The organism is Dapis hubbardiae BLCC-M172, from assembly GCF_050016015.1.
Lineage (GTDB): Bacteria > Cyanobacteriota > Cyanobacteriia > Cyanobacteriales > Microcoleaceae > Trichodesmium.
In genome coordinates, this window is record NZ_JBNHEQ010000320.1 from 15013 (window position 1) to 28777 (window position 13765).

The 13765-nt window shown below is 36.2% G+C and carries 10 protein-coding genes; 7 read left to right on the forward strand and 3 right to left on the reverse strand.

Annotated features, from left to right (window positions below; genetic code table 11):
* Together ACP6PK_RS29725 and ACP6PK_RS29730 are read right to left on the reverse strand one after the other, a co-directional pair.
* On the reverse strand, positions 1 to 1201 hold a 1201-nt coding region (locus ACP6PK_RS29725), incomplete at its 3' end, for a glycosyltransferase (RefSeq protein WP_426565127.1).
* 265 nt (positions 1202 to 1466) lie between these two features.
* Positions 1467 to 1679, reverse strand: a complete 213-nt coding sequence (locus ACP6PK_RS29730; RefSeq protein ID WP_426565129.1) for a hypothetical protein — start codon at positions 1677 to 1679, stop codon at positions 1467 to 1469.
* Between the two features lie 301 nt (positions 1680 to 1980).
* Here ACP6PK_RS29730 and gloB point away from each other — a divergent pair, with 301 nt between their 5' ends.
* From gloB to ACP6PK_RS29750, 4 genes are all read left to right on the forward strand, one after another.
* A complete protein-coding gene (gene gloB, locus ACP6PK_RS29735) occupies positions 1981 to 2754 on the forward strand; it encodes a hydroxyacylglutathione hydrolase (RefSeq protein ID WP_094674636.1) in 774 nt (257 codons plus the stop codon).
* 957 nt (positions 2755 to 3711) lie between these two features.
* Positions 3712 to 4029, forward strand: a complete 318-nt coding sequence (locus ACP6PK_RS29740; RefSeq protein WP_094674634.1) for a DUF2605 domain-containing protein — start codon at positions 3712 to 3714, stop codon at positions 4027 to 4029.
* A 274-nt stretch (positions 4030 to 4303) separates the two neighbouring features.
* A complete protein-coding gene (locus tag ACP6PK_RS29745) occupies positions 4304 to 4621 on the forward strand; it encodes a DUF2973 domain-containing protein (RefSeq protein WP_094674632.1) in 318 nt (105 codons plus the stop codon).
* A gap of 793 nt (positions 4622 to 5414) precedes the next feature.
* Positions 5415 to 7469, forward strand: a complete 2055-nt coding sequence (locus ACP6PK_RS29750; RefSeq protein ID WP_426565132.1) for a DICT sensory domain-containing protein — start codon at positions 5415 to 5417, stop codon at positions 7467 to 7469.
* 12 nt (positions 7470 to 7481) lie between these two features.
* Here ACP6PK_RS29750 and ACP6PK_RS29755 read toward each other — a convergent pair whose 3' ends face one another.
* Positions 7482 to 7811, reverse strand: a complete 330-nt coding sequence (locus ACP6PK_RS29755) for an STAS domain-containing protein (protein ID WP_426565134.1) — start codon at positions 7809 to 7811, stop codon at positions 7482 to 7484.
* Positions 7812 to 8308: 497 nt separating this feature from the next.
* Between ACP6PK_RS29755 and psaD the strand changes: the two genes are divergently transcribed.
* From psaD to ACP6PK_RS29770, 3 genes are all read left to right on the forward strand, one after another.
* The gene (gene psaD, locus ACP6PK_RS29760; RefSeq protein ID WP_094674626.1) at positions 8309 to 8737 is read left to right on the forward strand and encodes a photosystem I reaction center subunit II PsaD; all 429 of its coding nucleotides are present in this window, start codon (positions 8309 to 8311) and stop codon (positions 8735 to 8737) included.
* A gap of 1559 nt (positions 8738 to 10296) precedes the next feature.
* Positions 10297 to 11844, forward strand: coding sequence for an anthranilate synthase component I (gene trpE / locus ACP6PK_RS29765; RefSeq protein WP_426565136.1), 1548 nt, complete (start codon positions 10297 to 10299; stop codon positions 11842 to 11844).
* Positions 11845 to 12238: 394 nt separating this feature from the next.
* Positions 12239 to 13567: an aromatic ring-hydroxylating dioxygenase subunit alpha gene (locus tag ACP6PK_RS29770; protein ID WP_426565140.1), complete on the forward strand. Its 1329-nt coding sequence runs from the start codon at positions 12239 to 12241 to the stop codon at positions 13565 to 13567.
* The last annotated feature ends 198 nt before the right edge of the window (positions 13568 to 13765 follow it).

The following is a 13765-nucleotide window of genomic DNA, read 5'->3' on the forward strand; positions in this document are numbered from 1 at the left end:
CTACTTGAGTCACTCGCCAACTTAGTTTCATATTTACCCAGAAGTTCCATAAAGTAACAGTAGCAATCGCTATTAACTTAGCCAGATATTCATTAATTCCAAAAAGATTAAATAATAAGTTCACAATTAGTAAATTAAAAATCAAGCCAGTCAGACAAATTAAGTTAAATTTTAATAACCTTTTAAACCTTTTCTGCCAACCACCTTGAGAACTAGAGATATCTCCAAAAGTCCATAGGTCATTCCACAAAAAATTATTGATAATTCCTGCTTCAGCAGAGAACATAGCACTGCCAGTTAAGCCCAAACCCATAGCTTCACGCAATAAATAAAATATTGCTATATCTACAGATACACCACTAAAGCCAACTATAACAAATCGGATAAATCTACCAATCGGCCATTTAGCAAATCTTAAAGTTAGCAAGTGTTGTAAATATTCTATATATTGTTTCCAGGTAACTTTACTTTCTCCTCCTAAACGTTCTTGGAAAACATAGCCTACTTCTGCCACCAACCGAATATTACCTCGGCATAAAACTTCAATCAGGATTTTGTACCCCACTGGGCTAAGAGTTTGGCCAGCGATCGCTGACCGATGAACCATAAAATAGCCACTCATTGGGTCAGAGACTCGCCCTACTACTCCAGGCAAAATAACTAATCCTAAAAGTTGAGCCCCACGAGACAAAAATCTTCTAACTATACTCCAGTCACTGACACCCCCTTCTTGAACATGACGACTAGCTACTGCTAAATCAGCGCCTTTTTCCATTTCTGCTAATAGTTTTAAAAGGGTTTCTAGAGGATGTTGTAAATCAGCATCAATAACTCCTAATATTTCTCCTTTTGCTACTTGCCAACCACGAACTACTGCTGTAGAAAGTCCTCTTTCTTTTTCTCTACACATTACCCGTAGTTGTGGGTATTCTCGTGCCATATTCTGAGCTACTTCCCAGGTTAAGTCTGGGCTATTATCATCTACTATAATTAATTCATAGGCATGAGGAATTTGAGTATCTAATAGTTGAGTTAGTCTTTGGATAAGCGTTGGAATATTTTGACTTTCTTTATATGTAGGAATCACTAGAGAAAGTTTGATTTCTATGGTACTTGATTTTCTGGCATTTTCTGTTATTACACTAACATTTAATAAACCAGTTGGGACTCTGATTAATGAGTTTTTTTGACTTGTTATCATTAATTTATTCTCTTTTTTATTTCTGGCTTAGTGTTGAATCTGATAAAATTAATATCAGTAATTACTAATTTTTATCCCCTCTTTATTTAGATTTTTAAACCGTAAAATCAAGTATTTTTATGTGATAATTTAATGGTCAATAATTAGTTAAAAATTATTCAGATTAATTTTGATTTATTATTGATCCACAACGATCATTTTTCCTAGTTGAATAATGATGATGTGATTTTATTTTGCCATAAATTTAGCTCTGCTATGAGCTTGACTAATTCTCATCAATCAAATTAATTTTACCCATTTGAATAAAATCAAAGATCTGATTAATTTGATGTCGCTCTTCATCTGTTATTTTTTTGCCCGATAAAATTGCCGAAGTAAGCTGTAGATATTCCCGACGACTGAGTTTACCTGATGTCATAATTCGGTTTACCATTTGATTAATTGTCACCTTTGGTTGATTTTGCTCACTCCATAACATAAGTTCTTAATCTACTATCTATTTATGATTTGTTAATTTGGGATTATGTGTTTAATAATACACCTTTGAAAGTAATATGGAATCAATACTATAGCAGTTATCACCATGGTTGTACATAAAATATCTTAGGGTAGGGAAAAAAAAGGATAATAATTTCAGAGTTTTTATGTATTTTTTGATTTTTTACAAATCATTTTCTACTGTTATATATACCTTCATTACCTAACTACGTTAATTTAATAATTAAGAGGTCAAGATCCCTGAATAAAAATTTTGTAGATCAGGTATTAATTGAGTTTTTATGGAAATTTATAGACTACCAGCACTTTCAGACAACTATATCTTCTTACTACATGACCCAAATCAAAATATTGTGGCTGTAGTAGACCCCGCTGAAGCCAAACCAGTGCTACAGAAACTTCAATCACTGGGGGCTGAGTTGGTGGCTATTTTCAATACTCACCATCACCACGACCATGTAGGTGCTAATCAACAGTTAATCCAAAAGTTTCCCCAATTAACAGTTTATGGTGGAGTTGAGGACCGAGGTAGAATTCCTGGACAACAGGTATTTTTACAGGAAGGCGATCGCGTCCATTTTGCCGAGCGAGTCGGAGAGGTTTTGTTTGTGCCCGGCCATACAAGTGGCCATATTGCTTATTATTTTCCTCCTGTAGCTGCTGGACAAACAGGAGAGTTATTTTGTGGCGATACTTTGTTTGCTGGTGGTTGTGGTCGCTTATTTGAAGGGACACCAGGCCAAATGGTAGAGTCTTTGAGTAAATTGCGTAATTTACCTGACAATACACGAATATGGTGTGCCCATGAATACACTTTGAAAAATTTACAGTTTGCTATGACTGTTGACGAGCAAAATGCTGATTTACAATCTCGTTTTGCTGAGGTTAAGGAAGCGCGTAGTCGCAATGAAGCAACTGTACCATCGATGATTGGTGTAGAAAAACGTACAAATCCTTTTCTGCGCTGGGAGCAACCTGCTCTACAATTAGCAGTTCAAAGTCAAGATCCGGTACAAACTTTTGCCCGTCTCCGAGGAAAAAAGGATAGATTTTAACTTCAGGTTCCCAGGCATCACACATACATAAAGAAATTGGTCACGTTGCGTTTCAGTTTTTTAGGGTTAACGGGAGTTTGATGTTTTTGTGGCCGAAAAAGCTGCAAATCTAAAAAGGGCAAAGGGAATAGCTCAATAGGCTGAAAATCATTTATAGCAGTTTTCATGTTTTTTAGAGTACAGAGATTTGGGGTTAAAGAAAGAAGGCTCATATTATCTAGGAGAGGAGGAAGAAGGAAGAAGTAATGCAAGTCATGAAGTGAAAACCGCTATAAACCTAGATATATTAAAAGAATGGCCTATTTGATGTGACAGGATTCTGCAGACAGCGCTTTTCAGTTGAGTAGACCACAAAACTGTTGTAGGAGTCAGGTAGTCAGGAGTCGTAGGGGCTTGCTGGCCATTCGCCCGTACAGGAGTCAAAGGCTAGTTTCAAAGCTCTCGATCCTCAAGTTGCGACATCAACAAATCTTCCATCATGCCCCCCGGTGATTACTACTGTGGTCTATCGAGCATGAAAACTACTATAAGCTTTTGATCTGATTTTTTAAGTTTTTAAGGTATTTTTTCCTCAAGCAAGGACTATTAGTAAATGTTTCCGGCTCCTGTTATTTTATATTGGTCTTTTAAGTTTTTCTGAAGGCTAACAAAATGAAATTAGGATATTTGTTTTTTTATGCCTGGAAGCTTAGATACTGTAAAGCTTCAATTGTGACTTTTGACTAAAGTCACAAAAATTATTGTGAGCAATAGCATTTTTTGTACCTTAAGTATGTATAAATGAATAAGGTTTTATTGAGAATATAATTGTAGAAGGTAACTGGTTTTGGCTGAGAAATCCTTATTCCTGTCGTTTTAAAATCTCAATAGCTGATTTTAAAACATTTGTTAAGCAAAATGTTAAAAAGTGTAAAGAGTGTTAAGATTAAACTAGAATAAGAAACTAAATTTAAAAAAATGCTAAACCCCAAACTGCCAGAACCAGACTTACTTAAAGCGGTACTGCAACCCTTGTTAGAGGATTTCGGGTACTGGTTTGAGCGTTCCCGCCAGTTATTGGAGAGAGAAGAAATTTCTTTTCTGAGTAGCAGTGAGCAATTCGACCTACTTAATAGGGTGAAGCAAGCTCAACAGGAAGTGAATACAGCACAAGCTCTTTTTCAAGCAACTGAAGGTCAAGTTGGGGTGGAAACTACAGTGCTTATGCCTTGGCATCAGCTACTAACCGAATGTTGGCAAGTTGCGATGCGGTTCCGCAAAGAGCAATCTAGATAGAATGTAAAATCACAATCAAATTTACTCTCAACCTAGACTCATATCCTGAATTAAGAAATATGTTCGGTTGACTTTTTCCCAGGAAACAGTTTTGAAGTTGATAATTGTTAATTTATGGCGACAACACTATTTCTTCTAGAAATGATGATGAAATATCAAAATAAGACAATTTCTGCTTATAAAACTTATCCAGAGTCAAAGTAATAAAACCAGAAAAACTGTTTAATTTTTTTTAAAATTTGCTGAGTGGCTATCTAGCCTTGAGGAGAACACTATGTTACATCTGCTTTATATCCTAGCCTTCACTACTATTGCTGTTTTGGCTGTTCGTAATTTAATCCGTAGTCTATTAACAGTGGGACTTGAGTCTCAATCTTTGTCTTCCAACCGAGGGGGGTCTGCTCGTGACTCTTATTCTCAGTCTGGTAGAATTCCACATCCAGAACTATTGGATGAATCTGGGAATTTTATTGATGAACCTTTGTTAGTGATGCGGTCTGTTAATGTACAAGAAGCTCGCGAACAGTTGGATGCTATTTATAATTCTGAGCTTGGTTCAAGTGGTGAAACCCAAGATGAAACAAGGAAATAATAAAATACCATAAAATTAGTAAACTGTCAAAAACTTGCTATTGGTTTGTTGCAAAAGCTGATTACTAATAGCAGGTTTCTGTGGAGCAACTGTAAGACTATTCGAGAGCAAATCTCAGAAAGCGACTGCAATAAACCTCTCCAGAAAAGAGGGAGTAGGGGGAAAGAATTGATTATTTATGTACGATAATTGATTTGATTTTTTATGATAGGTCATTCTGCGCAAACCCTAACCTGAGATAACCGAGTCCCGCAGTGTCTCACAAGGACACCTACTGTAGTAGAATATGTTATTTCAATCTTGTGGACAGACCGGGTTGAATCTCTGAAGCAAAATATCTATAAAAATATACTTGATATAAACAGGACTTACGCAGAGGTACTACATATAGAGTTAAAAAACTATAACGTTATAGTTTTGAACGCTATACACATGGTCTTTGCGTAAGTCCTAATAAAATAGAATTAATTTTCGTTAATGAATGTACAACTGTTAACAACTACTGGTAAAATTATCGGCAATAAGTTTTTTAGATAGTTGCTCCTTAGACATACCTCCTAGTGACGAGCTGCCTCTTATAGAGAAGCTAACTCTTTTCTGTTGCGAAGTGAAACAGATACTAAAAACGAACATGGAGAAAGTGTAAGACTATCCCAAATGATAGCAACTGTTCATAAAGCGTTAAACCACTAAGAGGTTGAAAACTTAATAGGAATAACTTCTATAAATAAATGTCAAATCAACAATGTATATTTGATGTTATTGATGCAATAGGTTAAAAATCAACCGCCAGATGACCATTCATAAATCCGTATTGGCAGAACTGGTGCTAGAGGTTCCGCAGATAAAACCACAAATTTACTTTAAGTCATCCCTGACTGCTCTCTCTCATGCAATGGAAGACCAGGTTTTAGCAAGCTCCGATCGACCTCTGGTCATAGCGACTTTTCAGAAAGAGCGTTTTTATCGTCAAGAAGCTCACCGTTATCGACGAATTGCGAACCTAACATCCCAAGTATATGTACTAGCTGCACCAGAAACGGAGTTTAAAAATTCTTCTGAGTATCACGAAACAGTAGCTTTTAATCCTAGAGATGCTTTAAGTAGGGAATGGAATCTATTGGTGCTTGGTCAAGATTATTCAAGTTGTTTGATTTGCAATGAGTGTGATAATTATGGCCTAGTTAATGAAACATCTCAGTTCAGTGGAATGGAGCAAGCACGTCGGTTTGAAGGTATCTGGACTTTTGACCGTCAGGTATGTCTCCAATCTGCCAAATTATTACTTGCTCGAATCCTTAAATATAGACCAGAGTTAAAGGAAAAGGTTCAAGCAGCTATAGAAATTTATGGCATTAATTTAGATTTGAGGAAGGCAAAAAAATCTCCTTCTAATAATACTAATTTCCAGAAAGCTTTAGTAGTAGATGAAAATACTAACTTTAATCATCCTTTTGCCGAACGTTTGGTGACTTATTTGCAAGCAACTCAATATAAGTTACTTAAAACTTATCGCTCAATGGCGGCCCAGGAAAAAAAACAACGCTTGATTAATATTATCTCTTCTGCTATGAGGCGATCGCTAGATCCTGATGAGATTATCAAAGTGGCAGTCCAAGAATTGGGAGAAGCACTTTTGGCCAGCCGATGTTTGATCTATCAGTGTCGCCCTCTGGATGGAACAGCAACTATTACTCACGAGTATTTGGGTGTATCAGTAAAATCTTTGCTGAATCAGGTGTGGCCTCTAAAAGATAATGATCTGTTTCAAAAAGTTGTTCAAACTCAAGGGCGAGTTTATATAGAAGATACAAGTTTGCTACCTGAGTATTTGGTGTCAGAAACTTCAGGTACTGCCAAATCTCAGAGGAGAAATTGTCTGGAAAACTTAATATCTCAATGGGAGATTAAGAGCTGGTTAATGATACCTCTACTGTATCAGGGGCGACTATTAGGTATGGTGGAATTACATAATTGTGGCTCATGTCCCTATAACTGGTCTGAAGAACAAATAGATTTAGTAGAAGCGATCGCTACTCAGTTAAGTATGACTTTAATTCAGGCAGAAACTTATACTCACCTAGAAGAATTAAATCAACAATTAGAGGCTCTTGACCGGACTCGTAGTAATTTAATTGCTATTACTGGCCATGAGTTACGGACTCCACTATCTACTATTCAAGTTTGCCTAGAAAGTTTGAGTCAAGAACCAGATATGCCTGAAGAGTTACGTCAAGTAATGCTAGAAACTGCATTGGCAGATGCAGATAGAATGCGTCATCTTGTGCAAGATTTCTTAACATTGTCTCATCTAGAAAGTGGTAGAGTTGAATGGAATATAGAATATCTACCTCTATTAGAATGTGTTGATTTAGCTCTAAGTAGTATTCGTGCCCACAACTTAGAGAGGGAGTTGCCGAATATTACTACCCAGGTATCCGCAGAACTACCTTTGGTCTTAGCGGATGGGGAATGGCTAGTAGAGGTTTTGTCAAAACTATTGGACAATGCTTGTAAGTTTACTCAAGCTGAAGGAAGAGTAATAATTAGAGCAACTTCTAATAATGAGAATATGTTGAAGGTGAGTATCTCTGATACTGGTCGTGGGATTGAACCTAATCGGTTAGAGGCTGTATTTGATCGTTTTTATCAAGAAGAAGGTGCTTTACGACGCAGTGTGGGTGGTACTGGTTTAGGTTTAGCTATTTGTCGTCAGATTATTAGTCGTTTAGGGGGTCAAATTTGGGCGGAGTCGGCTGGTAAAGATCGGGGTAGTCAGTTTCATTTTACTATTCCAATTGTTGGTAATAGTCAGAAGCAAGAAGAAAGACAAAAGGAAGTTCATTAATCAATTGGAGAGCTAGCAAAGTAGTAGTTTAGCTTTTAATGAATTGAGGAATGTTTCGTCTTCTAAGACATTGAATTTTTGGTCTAATCCGGTAATCTGAAAAACTACTTGAATATCATCTTGAAGGTTTAAAAGATATAATTTACATCCTCTTTTTTCAGCAATTTTCTGGACTACCACTAAAGTAGTTAAACCAAAATTATTAATTTTGTTGACCAATGCCATATCTATTACCCAGTAAAAATTTTGGCTTTGGAAAATTAGTTTATCTACGATTTGCTTGAGTCTATAACTACCCTTTAAATCTAAGTTACCTTGAGGACGAAATAAAATTACTTGCATAGAATTCAATCCTATTAAGTGAAAAATAAATTTATTGAGGTCATTTCAATTATCAGTACCGACTGTTCAAGCCAAAAGCTTGAAATACTGAAGTTTATTTTTTTCATCCCCTATCCTAGGAGAGGCTATTGACCTGATTTTTGTGAAGGAATAAAAAATAAAAAATATAACCTTCAAATTAACTAAGAATAGTAATTTTTACTGGGATTGATAATTAAAAAATAAAATAGTGATTCTGATTTGGAGAAATTAAAATAAGGCAATATTGTTCCATTATTTTATTTAGACTAAAAAAAAGTATTGATAAATTCAAGGGGACTATTGCAATTACCCACTTTTTTAATCGTAGAATTTGGATAACTAAAGCAGCGATCGGAGTCAATGGCCAAATATGGGGCATAAGTTTAAATCATCCTTTTGTAACAGAACCTTACAATTTCTTAAACTTGAGTAACCCTGGTGATACCATTCCATAAAAAGGTTCATATAAGAAATCTATGGCAGACGAACTAACAGGACAACCTCCAATTTTTGGTGGCAGCACTGGTGGCTTGCTAACCAAGGCTGAAGTTGAAGAAAAGTACGCTATTACTTGGACTAGCTCTAAAGAACAGGTGTTTGAAATGCCTACAGGCGGCGCAGCTATTATGAATGAAGGTGAAAACCTACTCTATTTAGCCCGCAAAGAGCAATGCTTGGCCCTCGGTACTCAACTACGGACTAAATTTAAGCCCAAAATTGAGGACTTCAAAATCTATCGGGTTTTTCCTGATGGTTCTAATGAATACCTGCATCCGAAAGATGGTGTTTTCCCTGAGAAGGTAAATGAAGGCCGTCCTTATGTAGGTAAGATTGACCGTAATATTGGCAGTAACCCAGAACCTGCTGCTCTTAAGTTTACTGGTAAAAAACCCTATGACGCATAGGATTAAATCTATCAGTTAAAATATGAGATTAGAATGAGCCGTAAATAATATAGGCTTTTAAGACTGGCAATATTTTTGGCATTTTCTATCGTTTGATGATTAATACCTCGGCTTTCAGATATTTCATCTAAAGCTGAGGTTTTAATTTGATTAAGGAAGAAGGAAGAAGGAAGAAGTAGGAAGCAAGAAGGAAGGAAGAAGGAAGGAAGAAGGAAAGAAGAAGGAAGAAAAAATCTCTGATCGAGAAGTTTATCAAAAATAAAATAGTTATAATCAAAGTTTATCCGATTTAGCCAACATTTATTAAATTGGTATCAGACCAAGTATGATAAATGTTGGCTACAAATACTATGGTTTGTTTTAGGAGTCAGTCCTCATTCATCAGGAGTCAGAATAAATAGCTTCGATGCCATTTATTAGTTCATCACTTATCTTATTAGTCAAAGGGGCATCTCCTGTAAAGTCTTTTTATCGCCCTTACTATTCGTAAAATTCTTTTCTAAAATTGGTATTACAGGAGTTTTTAAGTTAATTAGGTCAGGACTTACGCACCCAAATAATAAACCGGGTTTATTGCACTGATTTTTTCAAATCACGAAATTTCGTCGATAAACCCGGTTTCTGCGTCAGTCCTATTAGGTATAAAGTTTTAGGACTTTATAGGGTATATGTAAATAAAATATTAAATCCTTGTGTAGTGGACTGTTTCATCTTAAATGTTGCAATAGATGTAGGTTGGGTTGAGGAACGTTTGCGGAGCATTTCCAACGGAAAAACCCAACAACAATCTTTCTCCCCTACTCCCCTACTCCCCTACTCCCCTACTCCCCTACTCCCTAATGCACTATTTTAGTTGAAACAGTCCAGTAGGGTGGGTTAGGCACAGATTAATAGTTAAACTTAATAGTTGGGTGTGATTTGCCGTAACCCACCAATAATAAACCTTACAGCAGTTCTTAAGATTTATTTTATAGAAACTCTCTTAGGAAGAGAGATATCTATTAAGAATTGACTTTTAAATAACGGTACTTTCACAAAAAATATGTTAAAAATAGTATCAAACCCTTATATAGTCTAGGTTTGATATTTAATTAACCTGTTTCCTGATATATCTAGGTTTGAGCAATTTTTAGCCTGAGCAACGTATTTACCTTATACCAATTCCCATGCATTAATGCTATACTTGGGTACGACTGCATTTATTAATTAATAATTACATATCAAATCTTTTTTTTGCTAGTTGTAGCTCATTTAATATTAATTATTGTTATTTTTACTTCTCCCCCACTCCTCCACTCCCGCACTCCCCTGCTCTACAAAATGTAGAAATGTTTTTGAGAAATGGTATTACCCCTCGACGCTTTGAAGGCATTTTCAATATAGTGAAAAATATCAAAGTACCGATAATACACATAATTTAAAAAGTAAACTTCAAATAGGTTAAACCTAACTCGATCTAATATTATGTAACTAATAAAATTATCAATCCTAAAAAATGCTGTAATTTATATAAAGGTGTTGGTTCCTGAATCTCTAATCTAATACCAATTTCAAAATTTATGATATTTCCAGACTTCTCCCAATTTTCCCAACTAGCAAAACAAGGTAACTTTGTCCCTGTATACCAAGAATGGGTAGCAGACCTTGATACTCCTGTTTCTGCTTGGTATCGTGTTTGTGCCGATCGCCCCTACAGTTTTTTACTAGAATCAGTGGAAGGTGGGGAGAAAATTGGACGTTATAGTTTTCTGGGTTGCGATCCATTATGGATCTTGTCAGCAAGAGGCAACCATACTACCCAAACTTATCGGGATGGTACAGTTAAAACTTTTGAGGGCGATCCCTTTGATGCTCTAGATAACTGTCTCCAACGCTATCAACCTGTAAAATTACCTCAATTACCTCCTGGTATTGGCGGGTTATTTGGTTTCTGGGGTTATGAATTAATTAAATGGATCGAACCTCGTGTCACTGTTTATCCTGCTACGGAAAATGATTTGCCTGATGGTTTGTGGATGCAGGTGGATAATTTGTTAGTTTTTGACCAGGTGAAACGGAAGATATGGGCGATCGCCTACGCCGATATCAGTTCTCCAGAGGTAGACTTAGAAGCAGTTTATCAACAAACTTGCGATCGCGTTTCTCAGTTAGTAGATAAATTACAATCTCCCCTTTCACAACAAAATACTTTATTAGAATGGCAACCACCAGGAGAAAAAGACAAAGAAGTTACAGATATATACACCAGCAACACACCTCGTGCAGAATTTTGTGCCAATGTTGAGAAAGCCAAAAACTACATCAAAGCAGGAGATATTTTTCAGGTAGTTATTTCCCAACAACTCTCGACTGAATATACAGGAGAACCTTTTAGTCTTTACCGTTCCTTGCGACTAATAAACCCATCTCCATATATGGCTTATTTTAATTTTGGTGACTGGCAAATTATTGGTTCGAGTCCCGAAGTGATGGTGAAAGCAGAAAACACCCCCGATGGTAAACGCCTTGCAATTGTGAGACCTATTGCTGGTACTCGTCGTCGTGGCAAAACTTATGTAGAAGATAATGCTTTAGCTGAAGAGTTGTTGCAAGATCCGAAAGAAAGAGCGGAACATATTATGTTAGTCGATCTAGGTCGCAATGATTTGGGTCGGGTTTGTCAAGTGGGAACAGTCAAAGTTGATGAGTTAATGGTAATTGAACGTTATTCTCATGTGATGCACATTGTTAGTAATGTAGTAGGAGAATTGGCAGACGATCGAACTGCTTGGGATTTATTGAAAGCTTGTTTTCCTGCTGGAACTGTGAGTGGTGCGCCAAAAATTCGGGCGATGGAAATAATTAATGAATTGGAACCTTGTCGGCGGGGGGTTTATTCTGGAGTTTATGGACATTATGATTTTGATGGTCAGTTGAATAGTGCTATTACGATTAGAACTATGGTTGTTAGACCAACAAATGATGGTAAACATACGGTAACTGTACAAGCGGGAGCTGGTTTAGTTGCAGATTCTGTACCGGAAACAGAGTATGAGGAAACTATTAATAAAGCTAGAGGTTTGTTAGAGGCAATTAGATGTTTGAAACGTCATGAAAAGACGGAGTAGGGAGGAAAAACAGAAACCGGGTTTGTGGTAGGTAGATGTTTGACAGTGGGGTATTTAAAACAAACCCGGTTTCTAGGCTTTTTTATACCGATACTACGGGATTTGGTATAACTCTATAATTCAATATGGTTTCCTGCGGAATGCTACCCAAACAGATAAGACCAAAACTGATAAAGTATAGAATTATTAGAGTAGCTGTTGAGATGACAAAATTGCCAAAAAAATCTTTAGTTGAACTAGATCGATCTACTTTTTTCTTCCTTATTCCTTCTTCCTTTCCCTTAAGATAATAAAATTACCAAAAAAAATCTTTAGTTGAACTAGATCGATCTACTTTTTTTCTTCTTTCTTCCCTCTTACTTTCCCTAATTTTTGAACTATAACAACAAAAAAAATGCAAACCGAATTCAACTTTTTTCAACATTGGTACCCTCTTTCACCTCTTGAAGACCTTGACCCAGAAATACCTGTTCCAGTAACTCTGTTGGGAATGCGCCTAGTCATCTGGAAGGCAAGATATTCTCAGAATTATCAGGTATTTTTAGATGTTTGTCCTCACCGTCTAGCACCCTTAAGTGAGGGTCGTGTAGATGACAAAACTGGTAATTTAATGTGTAGTTATCATGGTTGGCAATTTGATTCTGAAGGTATCTGTACTCATATTCCTCAAGCTGAAAATAAGCAAATTATAGAAAAAAATCGGCAAAATTTCTGTGTAACTGCCTTACCAGTGCGTCAAGAAAATGATTTACTCTGGGTTTGGCCTGATGCGAAAACAGCAGACTTAGCTGCTACAACACCCCTACCATTATCACCAAACATAGATGCTGAGAAAGGTTTTGTGTGGTCTTCTTATGTCCGCGATCTAGAATATGGTTGGGAAATTCTCATAGAAAATTTAGCAGATCCTAGTCATGCTCCTTTTGCTCATCATGGTGTACTAGGTAATCGAGACAAAGCAAGACCTATACCTATGGAGATTCTGCAATCTACAATTAATTTAGTTGAAGTTTCTATTTCAAAAGGCTTCACAAAAATTACTTTTGAACCTCCTTGTCGGTTGGAATATGCAACTACTATTGGTGATACTGGAAAGAAAGTAGGACTTGTTACTTATTGTATACCAATATCTCCTGGAAAATCTAGAATTATTGCTCAGTCTACTAGAAATTTTGGGAAAACACTTCACAGGTTTAAACCGCGTTGGTGGGATCATATCAAAACTCGAAATTTGCTTATAGATGGAGATATGGTTTTACTCAATCAGCAGGAGTATTTACTGAAACAAAAACAATCAAGTGAAAGTTGGAAAACAGCTTATAAATTACCTACAAATGCAGATCGTTCAGTCATTGAGTTTAGAAATTGGTTTGATAAATATTGTGGTGGTAAATTACCTTGGAGTGAAGTAGGAATTAGTGATGCAAATAACTCTCTAATAAATAATAATCACGCCTTACTATTGGATCGTTACAAACAACATACTCAACATTGTAGCAGTTGTCGGGAGGCATTGAAAAATCTACAAAGATTACAAGTTTTACTTGTAACTTATTTCATAATTATTGTCTCTGGAGTTGCTATTTTTCCAGATAATTTGCGGATTCAAATAGGTTTGCCTTTAGTAATTACAGCACTTTTAGGAATGGGGATTTATGCTTGGTTGAAATTATGGTTAATTCCTCAATTTTACTTTGTTGATTATATCCATGCTAAAAAATGAATTGCTATCAAAATGCTTCAAAAATCAGTCTCAATAGTATTGAACTTATATCATATTTGGTAAAAAACTTATAATTCGCTCGTAGTTGCGCTTTAGGGTTCCCAGATATATTTTTTGGCGCTTTAGCGCAACTACAAACAATATTATCGGGACTTTAGCAAATTTCAAGCCCAAACAAATCCCCAACTCTCTTTATGA